This window comes from Tissierella sp. P1, assembly GCF_002266425.1.
GTDB classification, from domain to species: Bacteria; Bacillota; Clostridia; order Tissierellales; family Tissierellaceae; genus Tissierella; species Tissierella carlieri.
This window is the reverse complement of record NZ_NPMN01000005.1, coordinates 111694-135962: the sequence shown is the minus strand read 5'-3', so window position 1 is coordinate 135962 and position 24269 is coordinate 111694. Positions and strand designations below refer to the sequence as shown.

General features: G+C 30.2%; 28 protein-coding genes, 1 pseudogene and 1 riboswitch. All 29 genes and pseudogenes read right to left on the bottom strand.

Annotated features, from left to right (window positions below):
• Position 1: 1 nt before the first annotated feature.
• Positions 2–3673 (bottom strand): phosphoribosylformylglycinamidine synthase, encoded by a 3672-nt coding sequence (locus CIW83_RS05255; protein WP_094899818.1) that lies wholly within the window; start codon positions 3671–3673, stop codon positions 2–4.
• 143 nt (positions 3674–3816) lie between these two features.
• Positions 3817–3918, bottom strand: a riboswitch (purine riboswitch).
• A 51-nt stretch (positions 3919–3969) separates the two neighbouring features.
• Positions 3970–4473, bottom strand: a complete 504-nt coding sequence (locus CIW83_RS05250) for a GNAT family N-acetyltransferase (protein WP_094899817.1) — start codon at positions 4471–4473, stop codon at positions 3970–3972.
• 87 nt (positions 4474–4560) lie between these two features.
• Positions 4561–4968, bottom strand: a complete 408-nt coding sequence (locus tag CIW83_RS05245; RefSeq protein ID WP_094899816.1) for a hypothetical protein — start codon at positions 4966–4968, stop codon at positions 4561–4563.
• A gap of 70 nt (positions 4969–5038) precedes the next feature.
• Positions 5039–5263 carry a hypothetical protein gene (locus tag CIW83_RS05240; protein WP_094899815.1) on the bottom strand — a complete coding sequence of 75 codons (225 nt, stop codon included), beginning with the start codon at positions 5261–5263 and terminating at the stop codon, positions 5039–5041.
• A gap of 15 nt (positions 5264–5278) precedes the next feature.
• Positions 5279–5719 (bottom strand): hypothetical protein, encoded by a 441-nt coding sequence (locus CIW83_RS05235; RefSeq protein WP_094899814.1) that lies wholly within the window; start codon positions 5717–5719, stop codon positions 5279–5281.
• Position 5720: 1 nt separating this feature from the next.
• Entirely contained in the window at positions 5721–5927 is a 207-nt protein-coding gene (locus CIW83_RS05230; RefSeq protein WP_094899813.1) for a helix-turn-helix transcriptional regulator, read from the bottom strand.
• A gap of 186 nt (positions 5928–6113) precedes the next feature.
• Positions 6114–6887 (bottom strand): APH(3') family aminoglycoside O-phosphotransferase, encoded by a 774-nt coding sequence (locus tag CIW83_RS05225; RefSeq protein WP_094899812.1) that lies wholly within the window; start codon positions 6885–6887, stop codon positions 6114–6116.
• Between the two features lie 77 nt (positions 6888–6964).
• Complete coding sequence (locus tag CIW83_RS05220) at positions 6965–7426, bottom strand: hypothetical protein (protein ID WP_094899811.1); 462 nt, start codon at positions 7424–7426, stop codon at positions 6965–6967.
• Positions 7427–7452: 26 nt separating this feature from the next.
• The gene (locus CIW83_RS05215; RefSeq protein WP_094899810.1) at positions 7453–7740 is read right to left on the bottom strand and encodes a hypothetical protein; all 288 of its coding nucleotides are present in this window, start codon (positions 7738–7740) and stop codon (positions 7453–7455) included.
• Between the two features lie 30 nt (positions 7741–7770).
• A complete protein-coding gene (locus tag CIW83_RS05210; protein ID WP_094899809.1) occupies positions 7771–8715 on the bottom strand; it encodes an alpha/beta fold hydrolase in 945 nt (314 codons plus the stop codon).
• A 139-nt stretch (positions 8716–8854) separates the two neighbouring features.
• The gene (locus CIW83_RS05205) at positions 8855–9067 is read right to left on the bottom strand and encodes a hypothetical protein (RefSeq protein WP_235601229.1); all 213 of its coding nucleotides are present in this window, start codon (positions 9065–9067) and stop codon (positions 8855–8857) included.
• 3 nt (positions 9068–9070) lie between these two features.
• Positions 9071–9157: pseudogene (locus CIW83_RS24780) on the bottom strand (hypothetical protein); the annotation flags it as partial.
• A complete protein-coding gene (locus CIW83_RS21915; protein ID WP_143598520.1) occupies positions 9121–9876 on the bottom strand; it encodes a CPBP family intramembrane glutamic endopeptidase in 756 nt (251 codons plus the stop codon). The pseudogene CIW83_RS24780 and the gene CIW83_RS21915, both read right to left, overlap by 37 nt.
• Before the next feature lie 241 nt (positions 9877–10117).
• Complete coding sequence (locus tag CIW83_RS05200) at positions 10118–11290, bottom strand: M50 family metallopeptidase (RefSeq protein WP_094899807.1); 1173 nt, start codon at positions 11288–11290, stop codon at positions 10118–10120.
• Positions 11291–11364: 74 nt separating this feature from the next.
• Positions 11365–11985: a cyclase family protein gene (locus CIW83_RS05195; protein ID WP_094899806.1), complete on the bottom strand. Its 621-nt coding sequence runs from the start codon at positions 11983–11985 to the stop codon at positions 11365–11367.
• A gap of 35 nt (positions 11986–12020) precedes the next feature.
• On the bottom strand, positions 12021–12398 hold the full coding sequence (locus CIW83_RS05190) for a nuclear transport factor 2 family protein (RefSeq protein WP_094899805.1): 378 nt from the start codon (positions 12396–12398) through the stop codon (positions 12021–12023).
• Between the two features lie 143 nt (positions 12399–12541).
• Positions 12542–13192, bottom strand: coding sequence for a zinc dependent phospholipase C family protein (locus CIW83_RS05185; RefSeq protein WP_094899804.1), 651 nt, complete (start codon positions 13190–13192; stop codon positions 12542–12544).
• Between the two features lie 153 nt (positions 13193–13345).
• Entirely contained in the window at positions 13346–15676 is a 2331-nt protein-coding gene (locus CIW83_RS05180; RefSeq protein WP_094899803.1) for an FtsX-like permease family protein, read from the bottom strand.
• A complete protein-coding gene (locus CIW83_RS05175; protein ID WP_094899802.1) occupies positions 15673–16356 on the bottom strand; it encodes an ABC transporter ATP-binding protein in 684 nt (227 codons plus the stop codon). The genes CIW83_RS05180 and CIW83_RS05175 overlap by 4 nt, the downstream gene beginning before the upstream one ends.
• Positions 16357–16425: 69 nt before the next feature.
• The gene (locus CIW83_RS05170; protein ID WP_158220024.1) at positions 16426–17670 is read right to left on the bottom strand and encodes a sensor histidine kinase KdpD; all 1245 of its coding nucleotides are present in this window, start codon (positions 17668–17670) and stop codon (positions 16426–16428) included.
• Between the two features lie 14 nt (positions 17671–17684).
• Complete coding sequence (locus tag CIW83_RS05165; protein ID WP_094899800.1) at positions 17685–18371, bottom strand: response regulator transcription factor; 687 nt, start codon at positions 18369–18371, stop codon at positions 17685–17687.
• A 427-nt stretch (positions 18372–18798) separates the two neighbouring features.
• Positions 18799–19119: a hypothetical protein gene (locus CIW83_RS05160; RefSeq protein WP_094899799.1), complete on the bottom strand. Its 321-nt coding sequence runs from the start codon at positions 19117–19119 to the stop codon at positions 18799–18801.
• Between the two features lie 196 nt (positions 19120–19315).
• Complete coding sequence (locus CIW83_RS22675) at positions 19316–20308, bottom strand: GNAT family N-acetyltransferase (protein WP_201259685.1); 993 nt, start codon at positions 20306–20308, stop codon at positions 19316–19318.
• A 78-nt stretch (positions 20309–20386) separates the two neighbouring features.
• Positions 20387–21433 (bottom strand): alpha/beta fold hydrolase, encoded by a 1047-nt coding sequence (locus tag CIW83_RS05145; RefSeq protein ID WP_094899798.1) that lies wholly within the window; start codon positions 21431–21433, stop codon positions 20387–20389.
• A gap of 78 nt (positions 21434–21511) precedes the next feature.
• The gene (locus tag CIW83_RS05140; protein ID WP_094899797.1) at positions 21512–21922 is read right to left on the bottom strand and encodes a VOC family protein; all 411 of its coding nucleotides are present in this window, start codon (positions 21920–21922) and stop codon (positions 21512–21514) included.
• 49 nt (positions 21923–21971) lie between these two features.
• On the bottom strand, positions 21972–22478 hold the full coding sequence (locus tag CIW83_RS05135; protein WP_094899796.1) for an HAD-IIIA family hydrolase: 507 nt from the start codon (positions 22476–22478) through the stop codon (positions 21972–21974).
• Between the two features lie 62 nt (positions 22479–22540).
• Entirely contained in the window at positions 22541–23092 is a 552-nt protein-coding gene (locus tag CIW83_RS05130) for a GNAT family N-acetyltransferase (protein WP_094899795.1), read from the bottom strand.
• 118 nt (positions 23093–23210) lie between these two features.
• On the bottom strand, positions 23211–23798 hold the full coding sequence (locus CIW83_RS05125) for a serine hydrolase (RefSeq protein ID WP_094899794.1): 588 nt from the start codon (positions 23796–23798) through the stop codon (positions 23211–23213).
• Positions 23795–24250, bottom strand: coding sequence for a serine hydrolase (locus tag CIW83_RS24215; RefSeq protein WP_094899793.1), 456 nt, complete (start codon positions 24248–24250; stop codon positions 23795–23797). The genes CIW83_RS05125 and CIW83_RS24215 overlap by 4 nt, the downstream gene beginning before the upstream one ends.
• Between the last annotated feature and the right edge of the window lie 19 nt (positions 24251–24269).

The following is a 24269-nucleotide window of genomic DNA, read 5'->3' as shown; positions in this document are numbered from 1 at the left end:
CCTATTTAAAGTATTTTATACCTGATTCAAATATCTTATGTTCTCCTATTATGTTTGAATTCTTATATAATCCATTTCCTACTCTATCTATAGAGGAAATAGTACCAAGTATCCTTCCATCAGAACTGGTCATAGATTCTATACAATATACAGATCCTGTTGGATTCTCATCTATAAATTGAGTTGAAATTTGTCCCTTAGCTATTAGATCATCTATATTCTCCCCTATTACTCTTCCTTCTTTTGTAGCTACTGGTAAAGTATATACATCTCCCACTGTCATATCATTAAACCAAGGTGATAAATTTGAACTTACCTTAATATTGGCTAATCTTGAGATAAATTCTCCATTCTTGTTATAGGTAATATTTGTTGAAGGAGCTATAAGTCCTAGTTTCATCAATCCTAAGAATCCAGCACCTACTCCAAGGATTAATCCATCTCTCTTGTATATATGATTATTGATTTCTTCCATTACATAGGAATTACTTAGTATCAATTTCATTAGCTTTCCACCAGTTTCTGGTTCATCACCTAATAATGAACCATTTGGTAATCCTATTATTTGACATCCTTTGATTTTCTCTGCTAATTCCTTGTATGATTCTTCTATGTCTCTGAAAGTTAAAGTCTTAAACACAAAGGTATCTACTTCACCACCAGCTTGTTCAAAGCATCTAGCCATAGTATATTCTCCATGGGTTCCTGCAAATATTGGTATTAAAACTCTTGGTTTTGCTATACTAGCTTTTCTTGTAATTATATTTCCTTTTTCAAATTTAATATCTTCTTCATTTTCTTTGTCTCTATATATTGGAAATACTTCTTCCAATGGCTCTTGGAAGGATTTGATCAAAGAATCTAATTGAATGATTTCTTTATCTATTCCTATATGCTCTGCTTCTATTGTAGTTCCAAGGACTCTATAATTAATGTTTCCTAATACTGCTTCATCCTTCAATTCAATTATTATTGAGCCGTATAGTGGCTTAAACAAATCTTCTTTGCTTACTTCATTAAATCTAAATCCTATTTTATTGCCCATAGCCATTTCAGCAATAGATCTTGCAACTCCGCCAAATTTAACTGTGGAAGCTGAAATTATTTCACCTTTATCTATTAATTTTTTAATTGTGGAGTAATTTGACTTTAGTTGGCTGAAATCAATCATACCATCTTCATCTATATCCAATTTTATTAAAGCCACAGTTGAACCAGTATTTTTAAATTCTGGAGATATAATATTCTCTACTTTATCTGTAGTTACTGCAAAACTAACTAGGGTTGGCGGAACATGAATATCTTCAAAAGTACCACTCATACTATCCTTTCCGCCTATGCTTGGAGTATCTAATTCTTTTTGTACTAAAAATGCGCCAAGTAGTGCAGAAAATGGTTTACCCCATTTAGTTGGATCATTTCCGATTCTTTCAAAGTATTCTTGGAAGGTTAATCTTATTTTTTTATAATCTCCACCCATAGCTACAATCTTTGCTACGGATTCTATAACAGCATAATAGCCTCCATGGAATGGACTCCATTTTGAAAGTTTTGGTTCATAACCATAGCTCATTAAAGAGCAAGTATTTGTCTCTCCTTCCTGTACAGGAATCTTCGCAACCATTCCTTCTGCCGGAGTAAGTCCATATTTCCCACCTAAAGGCATCAATACCGTACTTGACCCTACAGTATGATCAAATCCTTCTACTAAGCCTTTTTGGCTACAGATGTTTAAATCCTTTATATTTTCTACAAATGCATCTATGGTATTTTTTCCTTCTACATGAGATGGCATTTTATCTAAATATAATTCTCCAATAGGTTGTTCTATATTAACTTTATTCTTCTTTCTTATACCATTGGTGTCTAAGAAACTCCTCTTGATATCGACAATAGTTTTTCCTCTCCATATCATTTTAAGAGTTTTTTCTTCTGTAACCTTAGCTACTACTGTGCCTTCTGAATCCTCCGCTTTAACAAAGGACATAAATCTATCTAGATTTTCAGGTGCAATAACTACGGCCATCCTCTCTTGTGACTCAGATAATGCAATCTCTGTGCCATCAAGACCAGGATATTTTAGTGGTACTTTATCTAATTCAATAAAAAGTCCATCTGCCAATTCTCCTATTGCTACTGAAACTCCCCCAGCACCAAAATCATTACATTTTTTAATCATCTTAGATACTTCTTCATTCCTAAATAAACGAACTATTTTCCTTTCTACTGCTGGATTTCCCTTCTGCACTTCTGCACCTGATGTGTGTAGGGATTCCTCTGTATGTTCCTTAGATGAACCAACTGCTCCACCTAATCCATCTCTACCTGTTTTACCACCTACTAGGACAATCAAATCTCCCGGCTCAGAATTTCCTCTATATACAGCTTCCTTTGGAGCAGCTGCAACTAATGCTCCTAATTCCATTCTCTTGGCCATATAACCCTTGTCATATATTTCTTTAACATATCCTGTTGCAGCACCTATTTGATATCCATAGGAACTATATCCTGTCTTCGCAGTCTGAGTAATCTTCCTTTGAGGTAATTTTCCAGACAAAGTATCTTCATATTTTTGTCTTGGATCTGCTGCCCCTGTGATCCTCATAGCCTGATATACGTAAGCTCTGCCTGATAATGGGTCTCTTATTGCTCCACCGAGGCAAGTTGATGAACCACCAAATGGTTCCATCTCTGTAGGATGATTATGAGTTTCATTTTTAAACATCAGCAACCATCTCTCAGTTGTACCATTAACGTCTACATCTATTTCAATGCTGGCTGCATTAACCTCATCTGATTCTTCCTTATCATCTAGTAAGCCCTTTTTCTTAGTTTCCTTCATATTGATAGTAGCCAAATCCATTAAGCAAATTGGTCTTTCTTTGTTTTCATAAACAAATTCTCTAGATTTTATATATTCATCTAATGATTTTTGGAATACTTCTTTATACTTTCCTGCATCCATAGATATATCTGTAATCTCTGTCATGAAGGTAGTATGTCTACAGTGATCTGACCAATAAGTGTCTATTAGCTTTAACTCAGTAATAGTTGGATTCCTATCTTCATCTTTAAAATACTTTTGGCAGAATAAAATGTCTTCTATATCCATACCTATTCCATATTTTGATTTAAAAGATATAAGTTGATTTTCTGTCATCTTTATAAAATCATCTATTATTTCTATTTCTTCTGTTGCTTCAGTTTCTTTTTCAAAGATAAAGCTATTAAATGCAATTTCCTTCATCTCTATTGGATTTATATAATATTTCTTTATTTTAGCTAATTCTTCTTCTGTTACATTTTCTAAAATTATTATTTTTGAATTTTGTGCAATTATTTCTTCATTTTTAGTTAAGATTCTAATCATTTGGTTAGCTGAATCTTCTCTTTGATTATATTGACCCTTTAGATATTCAATTCTAAATAATCTTTCGTTCGCTTTGATTGGAAGGTTATTTTCATATTTGTTATCTAAAATTTCTTCAAAGAGGATTTCTTTTACTATAAGCTCTTTTTCTTCTTCGGTTACATTGATTAAATCATATACATTTACCGTCCTTACCTTTGACAACCCTTGTACTTCCAAATAATCTCTAAAATCTTTTAGTAATAACTGACCTTCAGTATTAAACTCTTCCTTCTTCTCGATAAAAATTCTTTTAAAATCCAAATTTAACCCTCCTCAAAAAATTAAATTAAGCCCAGCCGGGTAGGCAAAGCGAAACCTACCCGACTGGGCTTTTATCCCTTCGGTGTAATACTGTCCATACAGTATCTGTACCGCTCGGTCCAGCAAGACAAAGTCTTCGGAACCCTAGGTACACTTTCGCCCATAGCTAAATGATTTTCGGTCATTTTGTAGAAACGTCTCAACCATATTATGAGACCTATATGAGCAACATATTCATTATTATTTATTACAATTACATATTAACAGTATGATTTATATCTGTCAAGAGTTGTTTATTATAATATTTTTTCAAATGCAATTCTCTTACTTTTATCCTCTAAGTAAATCACACCACAATACTGGAAACCATTTTTAGACAGTAACCTTTGCATTGATAAATTATCTTCATGGGTATCCACCCTAATGCTATTTATGCTTCTATTTAAGCAAAGCTCCTCTATGTTCTTGAAAATAATGGATGCTATTCCTAATCCTTTATAATCAGAATCAATAGCTATTCTATGAATAACTACATACTCTTCATTGCTTATCCATTTGCCATCATAAATATTCTTGTAGTTTTTTTCTTCTCCAAAAATAGCTACTACAGTACCAACAATATTATTATCTTTTACTAATACATAGCTTACTCCATTTTTTATATCATTTTTTACTACTTCATAATTAGGATAATTATTATTCCATTGTTCAATTCCTTGTTCCTTCATATATGCCTTTGCTTGATTAAAAATATTCATAATACTGTCAATATCTGATTCGACGGTTTTTCTAAATTCCATTTTAATCCTCCTTTAAGACTCAAACAATAGAGCCTGCTAATTAATTTTTATTTTGAATTTATTCTTATAATGTTACTAGATTTCTTATCAATGAGAATAATTTATAGCACTGGATTCCTTTTCTAAATATCTAATCAAAACAATAATTGTAAAGAATAATGATAATATAAATATTGAAAAGCCAAATGCGGCTTTAAATACACCTGTGAAGAAAAGAAATGCGATGATTTTCTTTGCAATATTATCACATATCCTTTCATCCATGTATTTCAATCTATATGAATACCAAAACAATATTGTGAAACCTCCTGATGCAACTAATGAAAGGATAACTCCTATAACAAAAGCTGCTATTTTGATTAGGAAAATTTCTTTATCACACATTTGCAATTCAGTAATATAAAAACTATAAAAACCAGTCATAGCATTATATATCCAAAAGAATCCAAACAAGTAACAAACTAACTTTAGTATCTTTATTTTATCTCTATTCATAATGTCCTCTCAAAATATTATATTTTCTCATTTGAGTATATTGAAGCCCATATTACTACATAATTAATAATTATATTGATTTTATAAACTTTTTTATTAAGTTTCTTTTGAAACTTTTTATTTTTGTTGTATCATGATTCATCGAATATAGACCAAATAGTACTAATGCAATGCCTACTCCCATTCCAAAACAATAAATACCTTCTGGCATTTCTATGAATTGTTTTGACCCTAATACAATACTATTAATTAGTAATCCCCAAATTATATACCCGTTCATTTGATTATTCTTCATTTTTAATCACCTCACTCAGAATTTATAATGAAAATAAATTTTAAAGAATCCTTTAACTAATGCTGTAAATAATGTAGCTCCCAATAATGAAAAAAATACAATCTCATTGAAAAAACCAGATATTATAGTTCCAACCCCTAGCCCTATAATACATATTGTAATTCCCATAGCACCTGTCTTTTGCATTATCATAATTGCACGTTCATCATTTTCCTCGATATATAATTTTTTTAATGCTCTCTCATCCCTCATAGCTCTTACATTTTTAAATATATCTAACATTAGCAGAAGTTCAAGTCCGCATAAAGCTCCTGCATGGAAACTCATGATGAAATTAGGCATTTTAGGTAATTTATCTTGGTTTAAAAACAACACAAGATAGCTAACTGCTAAACCGATCACAATCGCTGACATCCATAATGCTCTAATACGAATTTTATCCTTAAATTTTTCCATATTATATTTCCTCCACTTCTGAAAAATCAAATACTTCCTCAATGGTCAGTCCAAAATATTTTGCGATTTTATAAGCAAGAACTAAGGATGCTGTATATTTTTCACACTCTAAGGAAGTAATTGTTTGCCTTGTTACACCGACTGCATTAGCTAATTCTTCCTGCGATAGTCTATGCTGCTTTCGTAGTTCTTGAATTCTTGTCTTCAAAAAATCACCTCTCCGCAATGTTTACTTTGCAACTTTAGTATAGTATGCTTTGCAAATTATGTCAAGTACACTTTGCAAAACAAGCTAAAAAAAGCAGTGAAATTTTCACTACTTTTTCTTGTTTTAACATATCTTAATATCAGTAACCATAGGTATAGTGTAATTGATTTAACTTATTCTCAAATATTAAAAGAGCTCATCAAGAAGAATATAATATTCAACTTTTTCCCAATCAGGTTGTATGCCTAGATGCTTAAAAAATAAATCGATGTAATCATCTGTTCCAAAATTATGTTTTAGTGATCTAACACATAAAGCTATATCTTGATATATATCAGCTATCCCACTTCTGCCTAAATCGATAAAACCACTTATTTTATTATCTTTAGAGAAAATATTAGGAAGACAATAGTCTCCATGAGTAAATGCTGGTGTAAATTCTTTAGGTTGATTATTCCTTAAATATTCAAGTAGTTCCATTGGAGTATCGAATCTATTATTTTCTTCCCAATCAGATATATCAACTAAATTATTTTCTATATTATATAATGCTTCCTTTAACTTTGTTTCTAGACTATTATCAAATGGACAGTCTTCAATTGAAATAGATTGTAACATCTTTATTCCATCAGCTAACAACCTAACTGCTTCCTCTGGATTATTAAGAAAGTAATCTGAACAAATCATTTCCCCTTCTATTTCTGTCATAAGTAAATAGTCAAAACCACCATATGATTTAAAGTATATCTTTCTAGGAACTGGTAGCTTATGTTGCAGCCACTCCATAATCTCATGCTCTTTCTCAAGTTCATTAAAGGTAGGTTGAACTTTTAGATAATATGATAATTTATCATTGTAATATCTATAGACTCCAGCAGTTGAACGACCAATATTATCTGCTTCACACAACATTCCATCGAGAAGTAATCTTAAATCTTTAGGGTACTGTTGAATATCCATTTTTGTATTCTCCTCTATCTATCTTCTAGTTTATACTTCAATTACTAATTATTCATCAAATATAGTTTCTATACACTTTATTTGTCAAAAATTTCTTTTAAAAAATTTTTATATCCATCTTCATAAATTTTGATTACATTATCATAGCTATAATCGCTTTGTGCAAAGGTCCCTGCAATAGCAAACATTCCTGATATGGCTCCAAACTTATCCCAGTATGCTCCAGAATTAGATTTCATTAGTAATTCTGAATGTTCATCAATACTTGAAGAAACAGCTTGTCTTAAAATATTATATGCATCTCCCTTTTTTTGCAACTTCTCATTATCCAACCAATCAATCTTTTTAACATTCTCATGAAAAGATAAAAAATGAGCAAATCCTTCATCAAAACATATATATTGCAGTTTAGATATAAAACTAGACTTCCCATCTGGAGTTGGATAATCACTATGAAGACATGCATGTGAATATTCATGAGTAAGTAAGCTCTTAATTATAGGTATCAGCTTCTCTACTGAATCAACATAATCTAACATTCTATTAATATAAATCTATATCAATTTTAAGTTCTATTTCCTCTATAGATATATTTAACTACTAAAAACACAATAAATCCAAGTATAGACAAAGTACCAAAGAAGGTCATAAACATAGCCTCTTTCATTGTTGGTCTAGGATTAGGTACTAATATAGGTTTTAAATAATTATATACTGCCGCACATGCAAAAAATCCAGGTAAAATTATTCCTAAGTAGCTTTGCCTTTTTCTAGATAAATATATTACTGCAATAAGATATATAATAATGATTAAAAGTATAGTTAATAATAACTTATTTATGCCGATTTGCATACATGATTTTCTCCTTTGAAATAATTTATTTTAATTCAAATTCTCAATAAATTTTTCAATTTCATCTGCTATTTTTTCATACTCAATATCATGAACATAATGAGAACAGTCTAAGTTAACTATCTCCCCATCTTGAATATTTTCTATATAATTTTTCTGAAAGGTTCTCCATTCATCCTCATTCCAACCAGTTCCTTCTCCATTGGATGAAAATATTAGTATAGGAACATCGGGAACTCCATTTTCTCCCACTATACCTGCACTTGCCTTGATTTCTTGCACTTCATTTAACATTGTTTTTGTTGCTGTTCTTCGATAAAAAATAGCTTTATATAATTCTTTTTCTTCATCTGTCAATGATCCATATTTTATAGCATCACTTTGCCATACTCTAGGAATCCATCTTGTAATTCCTGCATTAGCTGCAAAAGCAGATAATTTTATTATAGGCATATTGATATTATATTCCTTATAAGATTCTGAGACTGCCATATCAAGTCCTATAATTGCTGATACTTCAGCTGGATATGTCTGAGCCCAGTATAATGCTTCAATTCCTGACATTGAATGTGCACACAAGATATATGGTCCACTTATTTCAGCTTTCAAAAGTGCCTCTCTCGTTTCAGATAAAATATTATTAATATCTCTATCTATATCCACTACATCACTAAATCCATATCCTGCTTTTTCTACTACTACGATTCTATATTTATCATCCAGCAAAGAATATAGTGATTTAAAATCTAAAACAGGAGAGCATGTACCACCACCAGGCATAAATACTAATGTCATATCTCCTTGCCCTTCTGTATACACATGCATCCGATGTCCGTTTACTTCCACCATTTCTCCATTTGGGACGAATAACCCATCTTCTTTGGATAATTGAATTCTATGATTAATATAGCTAATTGTTATAAATATAATAACTAACCCAATGATTATTCCTATGAACCTTAATATTTTTCTCATAATTTCCTCCAATTAGAATTATACAATTAGTCTTTAAGATATTCATATTATAAGTATGTATTTTAGTAGTATCTAGATTTTTTAACATTTTCCGTTATTAACAACTTAGTCTCTTAATCTAAATAATTAGGATGCTCAACTATATTACTTTATCATTTGTATTTTCTAAAATAGATTCATCTTTATACTCTTTCGTAAATAGAAATGGTAAGAATATAATAACATTAGAAATAAAAACTATTATTAACTCTGTTAACTTAATTGTCGTTTCATAACTAGCACCATCACTAAAGCCCATGCTATTGTTAATCAAATGGATAATTATAGCTGACCATAAATTCCCTGTTTTCATATAAACAAATCCAATGAAGATTCCACTCAATATACAAAACAAAACATGAGCTATTATGCAGTAAATAGGAGTGCTTGGGCTATAAAGCATAATACAAAGAGGTAAATGCATATCCCCCAAATAAATCCAAGTATAATAACTCCAAGTCTTCTACCAAGTAAAGCTTGAAGTCTTGGTTGCAAAAATTGTCTCCATCCCAATTCTTCTCCAAAGAATGGTATAAAACTTAAAACTATAGTCATTGGTATACCAATAATAAGTTTAAATATATATTTAGCACTAAAAATTATTTTTAATGCTTCTAATAATTGTCTATAAAAAAATGCTACTAGCAAAACTCTAGTTAATTTTAGTCCAAGAAATAGTAAACAAAATAGTATGACCTTCTTAAAACTGCCTGTAGAGCTCATATTAATTTCTTCAAAGCAATTATTCTCATTATTTCCAATTAGAATTAAAGCCATTATACTATATATTATTATGATTATATCTAAAGTTCCGCTTACATGGCTGGGAAAAGCAAAAATTCCTATGAGTAAAATAATAATATATAAAATACTAATAATGATATAAGATATAAAGAACTCCATTAATCCACTAGAAATTTTATCCTTTCCATAATAAACTTTAACGGCAATGACAGCTAAGGCTGGATACATCATCTGAGCTCCAGCAAACCCCGATTTAATATCATTATCAATACGATTATAGACCAAGAACATTATTATCCCCATAATGAATGTAATTGCAAAGTTAATCAATAAGAATGTTATAATTTCACTCTTAGTCTTTGTCAAATTTGAGTTCATAAGATCTCTCCTTTAATCAATTATTTATTTCATTTATGGAATAGCGAAGATATTATGAAGTAACTAATTATCCCTAATATAAATGCTATTATATTCCTCAAGTTAAAAAGTTTTCTCATATTTTATACCTCCTCAATTGTTGGACACATAGCTGAACTGCTACTTTTCATAAATTATATATTTTTATTTGATAATCCTATATAACTCATTATTCTAAATTTCCTCTATAAATTCAATTTATCTATATCATTTCATTAATCCTTATTTCATCTATATAATAGCCATGGAAATATTTATATATCTGATGCACATCTGATGTTATAATATTTTTTCTATCCATTAGATAATCCTTATTATCTCTAATCCCTAAAATTTGCTCTATTTGCTTAAATAAATATTTTCTCTTAGGAGTATTAGGTTCTATGGTATTCTTTAAATTTTTATATAACTCAAAGGATTTTTCTCTAGTATATTCCTCTCTATGAAGCAACATAATAATGTGAAAATATAATATCTCAAACATTACAGATGAACGTATTTTCGAAAGTATATCAGGATTTTCTAAAATAAAACTAATATAATTTTCTATAATCATGGGTAATTTCTCTAAATATCCTGCAAGATATTCTACAATTATTGTGTCTATAATACTAAGTGTAAACCAATGACTATCTTTATTTTTATATTTTTCTTCTAATTCCTCTAGAATGTATTCTCTTAGATATGTATTTTCATCTCTAGACTTTTCTGGCTGTGAAGATAAATATCCATAGCCATAAAATTGAATTCCACAAAAAAAACTATCACTCTTAATAATTTTATATGCAGGAAAGTCACCTATCACCAAGTCTTTTTTTATAAAGCTAGTGGCTAATAGGAATATGGTGATACCACTTAAGGATAAAATTAAACTTAGAAATCCTGCCCGAATATATATACTTGATGTAAATTTAATCATTACTATACTAATAAATGTTAGTACAATCCAAACTATTAAAGAACTTATAGGTCCCATTATTACTGCTTTCCCAAAAGCTTCTTGTTTTGACTGGAAATCTTTTTCATCCTTTACTGATATAATATCAGGGATTGCAATACCACCAACAGTTTTCATAGATGTTAGTTTAAATTTCCATTTATTATCCTCTTTAATTAATGCAAATATTGTAAAAAATATTGCTCTCATTTTAATTCCATTGCTAATAAAGCTTAATGCATGTCCAAATTCATGTAAGGTTACCGCTAAAAAAAATGTAAAAATAAATATTAATATATTTATATAAAAAGGCAGCTTGACGAAACCTTCTGGAATATGAATATAATCTCTTATGAATAGAATTGAAAATCCCAGTATAAATCCAATTATTCCTCCACCAACTAATTCCTTCAATATTCTATACTTCTTCTTTTTCATAGCATAAACACCTTCCCTTTTTACAAAAACAAATACAACTTCATCTATATCGCTTTAAATCTTATAAATTTACTCTACAATACTCTTGCAACAGCTCTCGTCATGGAGCTATCTGCCCTAATCTTTAATGGAAAAGCTATAACTTCAAAGCTTGGAATACCAAGTAATTTATCGAGATTTCTTAGATTCTCCATTATACATATCTTATTTTTAAAAAGCAATTTGTGTGTTTCAAAAGGATATCTGTCTGGAGAAGGCATATCTATCCCTAGCATCTTAATATTCTTATCTATCAATAACTTGGCAAAGCTAATATCTATAGCTGGATGACTTTCATAATAGGAGTTCTTTCCATATTCTTGATCCCAACCTGTGTAAAGCAAAACAATACTATTTTCTTCTATCAATTTCTTATACTCTAGTTTTTCTTTTATAATAGGTTGATTTCTTACATCAATAATGCATCCTATACCAATAAATGATTCTAATGGCATTTCATATATGTATTCTTTGCTTTCAGTTAAATGCATTGGTGAATCTATGTGCGTACCTGAATGCATACTAATATCTAGCCTATGATTGTTATAGAAATCCTCTTGTAAATTTTTTACTTGTTTTAATCCTGTCATGCTATCTCCTGGATAAACAGGCATATTATCCTCAATTATGCATGATAAATCTATTAATTTTTCCATATGACTTCCTCCATAATTAGTAAAACCTAAAATTATTAATATCTTTCTGATAACGTTTCTTCAACTCTCCATTGTGGTGGCTCACCATTATCTCCCCAATATTCTACTATTTCACTAATTAAGCTATCTTTAACAGTAAAAAAAGAAGTGGCATAAAAGCTGCTTGATTTATCTTCTGCTTCTACTTTTACAGCAGAAACAACTATCTCATCTTTAGAGAAAATTTTATCTAAGGTTATTATCCAACGACCTGGATATTTTTTATTGAAATTGATATATTTATCCTTACCTTTAAAAACTTCTCTAGTATTTGGTAACCATACATATGCATCTTCTTCCATTAATTCTCCCACTTCATCAAACATTCCATCACTCATTAGAGCCCAAAATTTTTTAACTATATATTCCTTCATATTGTAAATTTCCTCCTTACAAAGTCTATATTATACTTATTCTACAAAGTTTGCTAAATCCCTTCTTTTTATATAATCTTTTACAGCATAAAAATAGCCTCTTACTGACCTAAGATTTTAAATTCAGTAAGAGGTTTATAAGATTATTTCCTATTTTCTTTTAACAATTCTATAATACAATTGGATTTTTCACTTACAAAATCATCCATTTCCTTTTCCGTCAAGTATATATATTCTCTTTCTGGATTACCATTATACTTAGTATAAAATCCACTAACATATCTTAATTGTCTCTCTATTGCTCCAGCAGGATAATAATCAAGATAATCAGGGAATGATTCTATGTTTTTAAATATCCTATAAAATATGCTATTAGGGTTTTTCCTAAAATATAGATGGTCTAAATTATACCAATCTTTCTTAATGGTCCATATAAATTTTTTATCCGTTTCTAATTTCTTATACTCGGCATCTATTTTTTTCTTTTCATCTACCATGTTTCCCCACTCAATATCCGTTAATAAGTGTACATAGTAGCCTAATAAAAAGGAATATAACTTATTATCTTCTATTTCTTTGTTTAGATATTCATCGTAAAATTTTTCTGCTTCAATAACTTCATCTTTATTAATCCAATGGCTAACTGATTTAGAAGGGAAAAATTCACTCCAATCCTCATTAGGCTCACCACAATCTGGTCCTACATTACCTACAAGAAAATATTTTTCATCTAAACTCCTATCCACATTTAGAATAGTTTCAGCTATTCTAATATGCGCCCCCCATGTTGCCATAAAATCTCTCCCCTTTATTATAAATTTTTATCACTAGATTCTTTGATATTCTTTCTTATTTATTTTATATAAAACATGGGGTTTTTCAATGATTTAATATTAATAGACAATTATAATTGTCTATTAATATTAAACTCTTTTGAAAAAATCATTTTATTGTGCATTTACAACATTTACAATATCCATTTTTCTAATTTTCTTTACTGGTTTAATAACAGACAAAATTGTAGATAAAACAGTAATCATAATGATTACACCAAGTACAGCAAAAGGAATTTGCCACTCAATACCCCAACGTGATGTAATCATAGAATGAAAAATAAGTTGATGTAAAGGTAACCCCAGAATACATCCTGTTATACTTCCACAAACTGCATAAGTGCTGGCTTCGGCAAGTACCAAACGATTCAGTTGTTTTCCAGACATTCCTACTGCTCGCATTACGCCATACTGATTCATTCTTCCTGCAACACTCATATTTATACTGTTTATGATATTAAATATTGTGATGGAGGCAATAAGGAGTAAAAATCCATAAATAAAGATTGCAAAAGAATAAAATATCGCCTTAGTTTCTTCATTACTTTGTCTCATATCTGAGAACTTCATTTGAGACGCTGTTGCTAGACTACGTATCTGGGAGACTGCATTATTATCTACACCCTTTTTAAGCTGCATATCAATAATTGTATATCCTTCTTCCCCAGTCAGCTCTTGAAATAGCTTTTCTGAGCAGATTATGTTTTGTGTTCCCTGATTACTATCAAATGGACTATCAGATAATATCCCACCAATCTTAATCTCTTTCTCTCCTGAAGAAAATTTTAAGGTAATTGAATCTCCTAGTTTCCAAGTCAAATCTTCTGAATAAACAATCAGCACACTATCTGTTCCTTTTACTACCTCATCAATACTTCCCTGTACTAGCTGTTTTTTTGCCCAATTGAATTGATTTTCTTCATAGGAAATCAGATTAATTTTATCATTGCCATGCTTACTTGCTGTAGGTATATCATACGCAAACATACGACCATAAACGCGCTTTATATTAGAATCTTTCTTTAGCTGTTCAAACAAACCTGTATCCAATGATGGGGTGTTATCTATACTAATAATAGAAATATCGGGAGTATAAGGTCTAAGAGATTTTAGAGCCTGATGCATAAAGTTGACCATTACACTAAAGGATAAAAATAAAATAATACTTATAGCAAAAGAACCTGTCATTAATAAAATATTTTTTTTACTAGCAAAAGCATGATGAATTCCCATAGCGATGTCCACAGATATACGATTAGTTTTGGCTGCTGTTTTGGACTGTGATACATTGTTTTGATTCATGTTTCCACTTACTGCACTAAGCGGAGAAACTTTAGCTGCCTTTTTACATGGGGCAAGAGATGCGAGTATCACTGTCACAAAACCCACTATAACGCCTGCAATCAAACTAGGCCAACTAATGGCAAATAAGGGCATCTCTTTAAAGTAGACAGGATTTACATATTTTAAGAATCCTGAAGACGCCCAGACAATGACTATTCCTAACAGCAATCCTATTGGAATCCCTTTGAGACTAAAATTAATTCCCTCTAGCAATACAAATCTTTTTATCTGTGCTTTAGATGCTCCAAGACATCGTAACATTCCGAAGAATTGAATACGTTCAAGAATGCTTATGTTGAAACTACTTGCAATCATAAAAACTCCTGCAGTTAGCACTAGTACAAACAACACAGCTGCAACCATATAAAGTTTCATCATATAACTATCATGACTCTGCCCAACTAACGCAAGGAGAACAGTATTTTCAGAAACCTGTTCATCTACTAAATGAAAGTTTGCCTTAATTTCATCAATTGCTCTTCGTATATTGACACCTTTTTTGAATTGAACATAATAGCGACTTCCGTCTGTATTATCCGCAATTTCTCGTATTCCTTCATTTGATAAATAAAGCCCATGACTATCTTGACTCTTAAGTTGTGCAAAGTCTCCATAAACGCCAACAATGATATATTTATTAACTTTTTCATCTGACAAAGTTACAGAAACAGTGTCTCCTAAAGAGAAATCAAACTGCTCCATAGCCTGTCTATCAAATAAAGCTTCATTAACATTTTGGGGAAATCGCCCCTCCTCAATATCAATTCCCATCTCACGGGAAATTGATTCTTCACCCCCCATCACCGCTAATGACTTTCCTTTCAACGTACCATCATGAACTCTCTGTACCCATCCAGAATTCCCTACATCTGCACGATTATCAATCAGTTTTGCAGTTTCGTCATCTATGTTCTTAATACTAATATGAAAATTACCATACTCTTTTATAGCACTTATCTTTCTAGTTCGAACTTCCATATCAGCCATACCAAAGATTGCTGTAACCAAACATACAGCAATTACAATACATGTAATCGTAATGCGATTCTTTTTCTTATGGACCTTTGCGTATTCTCCCACTAAATTAAGATAGCTTTTCATTCTCTCTGCACCCCCAGATCAGTTAGCACACCGTCTGAAACCTTCAATACTCGGTCAGCAGCAGAAGCTATATTTTGATTATGAGTAATCATCAAAATAGTCTGCTGATATCGTAAAGCAGCAGCTTTTAGCAGTAAAATAACATCTTTGCTGTTTTTGCTATCTAGATTTCCAGTAGGCTCATCTGCTAAAATCAACATCGGATGAGTAATCAATGCTCTTCCGATTGCAACTCGTTGCTGCTGTCCACCAGAAAGCTGTCTAGGTAAATGTTTCCTTCTACTCTGTAAACCCAGCACATCTAAAATTTCTTCAACATATGCATTATCTGGTTTTTGATAGTCCAAAAGTAAAGGGAAAATAATATTCTGCTCCACATTAAGTTCTGGAATCAAATTATAAGCCTGAAAAATAAAGCCAATATTACGACGACGAAAAATTGTTAATTTTTCCTCTTTCATAGAGAAGATATCTTTTCCATCAATAAACACCTTTCCTAAAGTTAGTGTATCTAGTGCACCAATTGCATTTAAAAGTGTACTTTTACCTGAGCCTGATTCTCCAACTACCGCAACAAATTCACCTTTTGATACTGAAAAAGATACATTTTTAAGTGCTTCTACTTTGGTATCTCCACTCCCGAAAGTTTTACATAAATTTTGTACCTCTAATAAATTCATCTTTATACCACCTTTCTAGTTGCTAACACCAAAATATCATATATATCTTACTTTAAGGTGAATTCCAACTTACATATTTGTAAGTTTCAAAAAATCAAGTGTAAAAAGACTACCTTTCCCTAATGTACTATCTACAGTAATAGTACCATTGTGAGCTTCTACAATTGATTTTGCTAAAGATAATCCTAATCCAATACCCTGAATATCCTGTGAAAAACGACTTCGATAAAAACGCTTAAAAATATGATGAATGTCCTCAGGATGAATACCCTTACCATTATCTTTTATAGTAATTTTTATAAGAACAGGAGTTTCCTCCCATGATATTTCAACTTTTCCTCCTTCTTCCATATGATCCAGTGCATTTTTGACAATGTTTCCTATTGCCTCCATTATCCAATTCACATCGCAGTAAAGAGCAACATGATTAGGACCATTCAATATAATACTTTTTTGTTCCTGACTTCCTCTGGTCTCAAAACTATAAGCTAATTTTTGCACAAGCAAGGAAACATCTGCTTTCCTTTTATCAAGTATAATAGCTCCTGTATCCAGTTTTGCAATTTTTAAAAGATTTTGAATTAAAATTTCCATCCGTTCTAAAGCATTTTCTGTTTTAGTAATAAATTTTTTTACGGTTTCCTCATTTCCACTTTCATCCTTAATAATTTCATTATACATTTTCAAAGCAGCAAGAGGTGTTTTTAATTGATGAGATATATCTGTAATCATATTTTTTAAAAAATTCTTAGTATTTTTTTCCCTTTCAAAATGTGCATTTAGAGAAGTAGTCATTGAATTGATAGAAGCAAACAATTTATATAAACTCCCCTCTTCATTGCTGTCAATACGTATTGTTGCATCACCAGCCATAAAAGCATTCATTGCAGTATTAGCTTTTTCAATAGTATTATGCTGGCGTTTAAAGTATAGAAAAAAAACACTTATAATCAGTGCTCCAAACATTGCTACAAATGAAATAAAATATATCTTATATTTCCGAAGAAGCATATTTCCATCTGAAAATAACCTATTATTCATATCTACTCCATACCCTAATGTGTCCAAGAAATCTTTGCCTGCTAAAATTTCTTCTTCTGTTTTTGAACCTACAAATGCAGAAGAAATATAGGAGGGATTTATTCCATGTTTCAATAGATATCCTGCAACCTTATAATTATAAGTAAACACTTCTGTTTTAAAATCATGAATAACCATTTGTGAAAGAAGTAAACAAAAAAATAAAGCTAATATTATAATAACCATAATATGATGAAAGAGCTGGCGGATATCTTTATTCGTGAGTAACTTCATATACAAAACCCTCCTTATCTGACTACATTCCATTTATAGCCAATACCTCGTACAGTGAGAATCATTTTAGGATAGTTTGAATCCCTCTCAATTTTACAGCGTAGCCTACGGATATAGACAGAAAGTGTATTATCATCTATAAAATCGCCATCTCCATCCCACAATTTATTAAGTATGGTCTCTCGTGTTAAAGTTATATTTGAATTTTTCATAAGTAAGCTAAGTAGTTTGTATTCAGCTACAGTTAGATCCAATACTTCCCCATTTTTCAAAGCACGATTGTTCAAAAACTCAATAGTAATATCATTAGAAGATACTATACTAGCCTCCCCTTGAAATGAGTTCGCTCTACGTAACAATGCTTTTATTCTAGAAATTAGTTCGTTTAATTTAAACGGCTTTATGATATAATCGTCTCCGCCTATATCTAATCCCATGACAATATTCACTTCTTCGTCAGAAGCAGTTAAAAAAATAATTGGAACAGTTGAGGTAAGACGTACTTTTTTACAAATTTCGAATCCTGTACCATCTGGCAAAGTTAAATCCAAAACTAGAAGATCATATTTCTGATCTTCGTATAGAAAAAGGGCTTCCTTTACAGTTCTCGCAACATCAATATTAAACCCATTTTTTCTAAAAGAATACTCTAAACCATCAATTAAATTCAAATCATCTTCAACTAATAATATGTTTTCCATTGCTATTTCTCTCCCTTTTTAAAAACTCAAGAATATGTTATCTGTATCCTATTAATTTTATTTTGTAGTCATAATATAGAAATATATCTTTTTTACCTTATCACCTTTATAACAGTATGTAAAATAAATAATGTAACATAATACCTATTTGTATGATGCTTACCATTAATAATCTTATTATATCTTTTATAATTTCTTCTTGATAGCCAAATTATAATATCTATTTAATTAAACACATATCATTTCCCATTATTAAAATATAAAACCATAATTAAAACTTATTGATAATTATATTGTAATAAGTCAGTATATCCATATAGAGTCACATAGATTTAATATCTTTTCTACAAGGTTTCACTCTTTTTATTTGGATAAATATTATTTATATACACGGATGGTCATCTTTAACAAAGAGCTGTCCAAAATTTTATTTTGAGACAGCTCTTTTATAAGTGGTCATGACAAAAATAATAAGTATTATAAAGTCTATTAGTACCGAAGATACTATTTTAAAAATTTGTTTTTTACTATATAAATTTTCCCTATTCTTTAATTTTCTACTTGAATCTACTAAATCCAATATAACTATAATAGCAAAACCAATACATGCAATTATTCTAGCTACTATTTGTATGTAATAGCCTATCTCGCTAGCCCAAATCACATTAGAACTGGTTAAATCCAAAGTTAAAAATACTATACATATAATATAAATAGCTCTATCTTTTAAAGATACCTTATCAACCATTTATTAGTATCTCCTCCAGTCATACACTTTATTTGCCAATCCTATATCTATATAGTGAACTCCCTGTTGCATTAGGAATATCATTTAATATGACAACATCATTCATTTTATCGTTTTGTCAAACTAATAATGCCTGTCAATAGTATCTTTTTAATATTCATATAAAACCTCTCCCTTTTATTATAAGTTTTTATCTTTAAATTCCTTCATATTCATCCTTGTCTATTTTATATAGAACATGAGGTTTCAATAAGCTACTGTCTTCTACCCTTGGATGCTTAAATTCTCCAACTTTCTTTAGACCTATTTTCTTCATAACATTTTCAGAGGGTTTGTTTATTTGTGCTGTAAAAGAATATATGGTATCTAAATTCAATTTATTAAATCCATACTCTAAACATGCCTTAGCTCCTTCTGTTGCATACCCCTTATTCCAGTATTTATTATCTAGTCTCCAACCTATCTCAACACATGGTGTAAAATCTGCCTCAAAAGTTGCAGTTAATAATCCTATAAATCCTATAAAGTCCTTAGTATCTTTTAATTCTACTGCCCATAAGCCATATCCATTTTCCTTGAAATGTTCTTGTACCCTATTAAGAAAGTCATCTGTTTCTTTAGAATCTAAAGTCTTTGGAAAGTATCTCATTACTTCCTTACTATCATTCATTTTCGCAAATAATGCTCTATCTGATTCATTCCACATCCTAAATCCTAATCTAGGGGATTCAAATATGTATTCATTTGCTTCACTTGAGAAATCTTCTTTTATTTCATCTTTTGGATCCCAAATAGACCATGCTGCTTCTAAGAAATTATTTTGGTTATCTCTGAAATAAAAATATTTTGCCTCTCCATCCCCAAGTATCTGTATATCTTCAACTACAACTCCATTACCTTTCAAATAATTATAAGTATATTCAATATCTGGACAATTTATAGCCATAATAGGAAACGGCTTCCCATTACGTAATATTTCCATTCTTTTATCATCTTCAGTCTCTATTAATAATAATGCTATAGAATTCTTATAGGGATGATGTAACACAGCTAAAAATGATCCACGATCTATAAACTTGTCCATCAATTTAAAGCTTAAATTACGAGTATACCACTCTATAGATTCATCAATATTTGAAGTTGGTATATAAACATAGCCGATACGTGCAAATGTAAATTCTTTATTCACTCATAAACACCCCTTTATATTATACTTCATTCATATCACTGTCTTTTAATTCTCTAAAAATAATCTTCATTTCCATAATCAATTTCCTTTTTCTGTCTCATCTTTTATTCGTATAACTAGCTCATTAAACTTTTCATATTCCTCAAAATTTGGAAAATGTGCTGACTCTTCAAACCATATCAATTCTTTTTTAGGTGCTATTATCTCATTATAGTATTCTTCAATCAGCACAGAGGGGGTGTTATAATCGTATCTACCTGCACAAAAGTAAATAGGTACTTTTACTTCTGGGATATCTCTAATGAAATCTAAATCCTTATTATGACCCCACATTGTATCCGCAGAAAATTTATTACCTAAAGTAAATTTTATTCCATCTATTCCAGTATATTCAGATGAGAATATGCTGCCTAAAATAATATCTCTTAATGTATCTACTTTTCTTTCCACTCCTCCATATTTAGATAGCCATTTTCTCTGTGCTGCAGTATCATTAACAGTATTCTTATAAGGCGGCTCTCCAATTCTCATTAAATCATCTAGGGCTTTTTGATCCTTATTCTTATTAGCCATTTCTAGAACATAATCATATGAAATCACTTCACTTTCTATTCCATTAACAACTTGGCCAATACTTATAAAGGCAGCTACTTTTTCTGGATATTTATCTACTACATACAAACCAAGTTCTGTTCCCCAAGAATGTCCTACTAGATATATCTTTTCTTTTTCATACTTTTCACATAGATAGTCAATAAGCTCTTTTGTATCTTCTATAAACTGATCTCTATTCATAGACTCTTTTGGAATATTAGATGAGTAAGACATACCAGAACCTCTTTGATCCCAGTTGACAACGACGAAGTTATTTTCTAGCTTTTTTTCATATTTACGAGCAAATGATATCTGAGGATAACCAGGTCCTCCATGCAAAAAGAGTAGAACTGGATTAGAGATATCCTTTCCTCTTACTAAGATAGCTTGTTCTAATCCGCCTAATTTAATTTTTTCTATAATTGCTACACTATTTTCACCCTCAATCTTCGGTGTCCTATTTGGTAAAAGTAATATGATTAGTATAGATATCATTAAAACTACTATTACTGTTTTTCTTAATAATTTCATAAACTTAACACTCCATTTACCTTAAGAAGATTCTTGATATCTTCTTATTTTTATTATGTATGTAATTTCTGCCAATACTTATTTTATATTTTTATCTTTTAAATAATGATAGAATTTATTCTTATCTGTCCATTGAATTAAGTCTATTTCAAAGCCATCTGGATCTTTTATATAAAACTGCCTTGAAAATGGTTTCACTATAATTTCCTGCTCTTGATCTACATATCCTTTTAATTTTAACTTTTGCAAAAGTTCATCTACATTTTCAATAAAATAACCAATATGTCTGAAATTTTGCTCTGTTTCTACTATAAAATTATCTTTTTCAGAAATAAATAGTTCATGTCCATCACCCTTAAGAATTGCATAGTTCTTCCCATTTCCTTTTATACCTTTATCGATTAATTCATAGTCAAGAACATCCCTATAAAAATCAATAAACTTATCTACATTTGAAACATATCTGTTTAAATGGTCTATAGCTTTCATATAATCCCCCTTTAATCATTTCTCCTAACCACTTTATTGTGAAATATATTTATAAATATTTAACTATATCTTTTATAGAATCTATTTTTATTGTTTTTCCTTTAGACTTGTCTAATCTTATACCAAATGTCTTTATCCCTAACCTTTCTCCTAATTGAACATCACACAAGGAATCTCCAACTATAAAAGAATTTTCTAGATCTATTTCTGGATATTTTTCTAATGCCATTTTTATCATTCCATCTTTGGGTTTCATACAGTTACAGTTTTCTTCTTTAGAATGTGGACAGTAGAATATGTCCAGTATTTCAATTCCACTATCTAATAATCTTTTTATAAACTTATCTGTAATCTCTTTATATTGCTGTAATGTAATGATTTTCTCATTTATTAAATATTGATTTGTTATAATAATGATTTCATATCCCTTTTGCATTATAGCTTTAAGGGCATCTATTGATCCATTTATAAAAACAGGTTCAGTTATACTACTCCATAAATTATCTTCATAATCTTCTATAATTGTTCCATCTCTATCTAAAAATGCTACCTTCAAAGCCTCACCCCTAGCTTTTTATATATTGGAACTATGATCATCAGCAGTATATTGATATTTTCTTATTCTTGATTATATTCATCTTCCAAAATAGCATAGAGCAGCGAATCTCTCCAGCTATCTTTACACCACATATTCTTTCTTAAGCATCCTTCTTTTTTCATCCCAATTTTTTGTAATACTTTTTCAGAGCCAAGATTATTAGGATGACAAGTGGCATAAATTCTATGTAATTTAAACTTATTAAACCCAATATCTAATAATTTTTCTGCAATTTCTGTTCCATATCCTTTTCGCCAATATAGCTTATTGATAACATATCCAATCCAGCCTTCTCTATTTCCTTTGTCTGAGATATGAATTCCACAAGCCCCTATTAATTTATTACTACTTTTTTCTATTACTGCTAATTCAAAATCTACTCTATCTTTTTGATGTTGATATTCTATACACTTTCTCACAAATTCTTCTGTTTGTTTTAATGAATTTGGACCCCATGGCTCATATTTCGATACATCTGGATCTGATGCATATTGGTAAACTCCTTGAATATCAGTTTCTATAAATTCTCTTAATATCACTCTATTAGTTTCTACTTTCTCAAAACTTGACATCCCCATCCTCCTCTAACACTTTATTCTTTATTACTTTAAGCTATTAATATCAGTTTTCTAAGACATATCCTCAATCTACCCTCCATTTAAAATTTACAGTTTTTTATATACGCCACTACTATTTAAAACAATTAATTAGCCTATAAATCAGTGGAAAAGGCTGCCTAATCATTTGATTAAATACTCCTGTTATAAACAAATTCTTATCTCGACAATAAAAAGAAAAAGTGCCTGTAGAACCTGAATGTCCTATTATTTCTGGAGCTGGAATTATTGGAGACATGATTCTTGACATCTTGCATCTCATCAATCCAAGTCCATATTCTAAAGGAAACCATTGTATTCTATTCCAGCTATATAAATTTTCTAGATATTTCTCAGGAAATAACCCCCCTTTAAAAAATGCTTTGATAAACTTCATATTCTCTTCTACATTTGAAATAATTCCTCCTGATGCAGAAAATGAAGCCATTGCAAGTGGTACATGAAGTGGCTTTGATTTATAATAAATAGGTGCAAATTCTTTGTTACAATTTTGCTCATATAAATAAGTATTATTCAATTCTAGAGGTTCAAATATATACTCTAAAAATACATCTTTTAGTTTCTTATTTGTTGTTTTTTCTATTATCATACCGAGGATATCAAAATTAGCATCAGAATAAAATGCTTTTCCTTTCTCTCCTGGTTTAAAATGCGGCTTCAATTTTTAGTATTGCTAATAATATCATCAATACTAAAAAATTTATCTTCCATGATTATATTATCAACTACAGACTCTCCATTTTCGTCTTTCTCCTCATAGTAATCTGGCAAACCTGATGTATGAGATAAAAGGTGTTCTATTGTAATGTCATTGGAATATTCAATTCCCTTATAAACATGTAATTTGGATATAATGTCCATAGGCAGATATTTAGCAATTTTATCTTGTAACGCTAATTTCCCCTCTGATGCTAATTTTAAAATAGTTGATGTAGTATACATCTTTGATATACTTGCAATAGCATACTGACTATTTTTTCCTAAGTTGCCAACAGAATTAATCCACGAAAAATCATTGTCACCTGATTCGATATTAACCGATATTCCAAATATACTTTTATTATCTACAGTATTTTCTAGTATTCGGTTGAGTTTATCTTCTTGAAATAACATAGGAATTCCTCCTAGACTT

What these genes read in the sequence shown, in the direction of transcription:
- CIW83_RS05160 (WP_094899799.1), bottom strand. Translation starts at nt 19,119, where the DNA reads ATGGTTGATAAGGTATCTTTAAAAGATAGAGCTATTTATATTATATGT.
- CIW83_RS05200 (WP_094899807.1), bottom strand. Translation starts at nt 11,290, where the DNA reads ATGAAAAAGAAGAAGTATAGAATATTGAAGGAATTAGTTGGTGGAGGA.
- CIW83_RS05130 (WP_094899795.1), bottom strand. Translation starts at nt 23,092, where the DNA reads ATGTCAAGTTTTGAGAAAGTAGAAACTAATAGAGTGATATTAAGAGAA.
- CIW83_RS05140 (WP_094899797.1), bottom strand. Translation starts at nt 21,922, where the DNA reads ATGAAAGCTATAGACCATTTAAACAGATATGTTTCAAATGTAGATAAG.
- CIW83_RS21915 (WP_143598520.1), bottom strand. Translation starts at nt 9,876, where the DNA reads ATGAACTCAAATTTGACAAAGACTAAGAGTGAAATTATAACATTCTTA.
- CIW83_RS05210 (WP_094899809.1), bottom strand. Translation starts at nt 8,715, where the DNA reads ATGAGAAAAATATTAAGGTTCATAGGAATAATCATTGGGTTAGTTATT.
- CIW83_RS05220 (WP_094899811.1), bottom strand. Translation starts at nt 7,426, where the DNA reads ATGTTAGATTATGTTGATTCAGTAGAGAAGCTGATACCTATAATTAAG.
- CIW83_RS05170 (WP_158220024.1), bottom strand. Translation starts at nt 17,670, where the DNA reads ATGAAGTTACTCACGAATAAAGATATCCGCCAGCTCTTTCATCATATT.
- CIW83_RS05165 (WP_094899800.1), bottom strand. Translation starts at nt 18,371, where the DNA reads ATGGAAAACATATTATTAGTTGAAGATGATTTGAATTTAATTGATGGT.
- CIW83_RS05245 (WP_094899816.1), bottom strand. Translation starts at nt 4,968, where the DNA reads ATGAATAGAGATAAAATAAAGATACTAAAGTTAGTTTGTTACTTGTTT.
- CIW83_RS05185 (WP_094899804.1), bottom strand. Translation starts at nt 13,192, where the DNA reads ATGGCAACATGGGGGGCGCATATTAGAATAGCTGAAACTATTCTAAAT.
- CIW83_RS05205 (WP_235601229.1), bottom strand. Translation starts at nt 9,067, where the DNA reads ATGAAAACAGGGAATTTATGGTCAGCTATAATTATCCATTTGATTAAC.
- CIW83_RS05225 (WP_094899812.1), bottom strand. Translation starts at nt 6,887, where the DNA reads ATGGATATTCAACAGTACCCTAAAGATTTAAGATTACTTCTCGATGGA.
- CIW83_RS05195 (WP_094899806.1), bottom strand. Translation starts at nt 11,985, where the DNA reads ATGGAAAAATTAATAGATTTATCATGCATAATTGAGGATAATATGCCT.
- CIW83_RS05235 (WP_094899814.1), bottom strand. Translation starts at nt 5,719, where the DNA reads ATGGAAAAATTTAAGGATAAAATTCGTATTAGAGCATTATGGATGTCA.
- CIW83_RS05240 (WP_094899815.1), bottom strand. Translation starts at nt 5,263, where the DNA reads ATGAAGAATAATCAAATGAACGGGTATATAATTTGGGGATTACTAATT.
- CIW83_RS05180 (WP_094899803.1), bottom strand. Translation starts at nt 15,676, where the DNA reads ATGAAAAGCTATCTTAATTTAGTGGGAGAATACGCAAAGGTCCATAAG.
- CIW83_RS24215 (WP_094899793.1), bottom strand. Translation starts at nt 24,250, where the DNA reads ATGTTATTTCAAGAAGATAAACTCAACCGAATACTAGAAAATACTGTA.
- CIW83_RS05250 (WP_094899817.1), bottom strand. Translation starts at nt 4,473, where the DNA reads ATGGAATTTAGAAAAACCGTCGAATCAGATATTGACAGTATTATGAAT.
- CIW83_RS05145 (WP_094899798.1), bottom strand. Translation starts at nt 21,433, where the DNA reads ATGAAATTATTAAGAAAAACAGTAATAGTAGTTTTAATGATATCTATA.
- CIW83_RS05190 (WP_094899805.1), bottom strand. Translation starts at nt 12,398, where the DNA reads ATGAAGGAATATATAGTTAAAAAATTTTGGGCTCTAATGAGTGATGGA.
- CIW83_RS05215 (WP_094899810.1), bottom strand. Translation starts at nt 7,740, where the DNA reads ATGCAAATCGGCATAAATAAGTTATTATTAACTATACTTTTAATCATT.
- CIW83_RS05175 (WP_094899802.1), bottom strand. Translation starts at nt 16,356, where the DNA reads ATGAATTTATTAGAGGTACAAAATTTATGTAAAACTTTCGGGAGTGGA.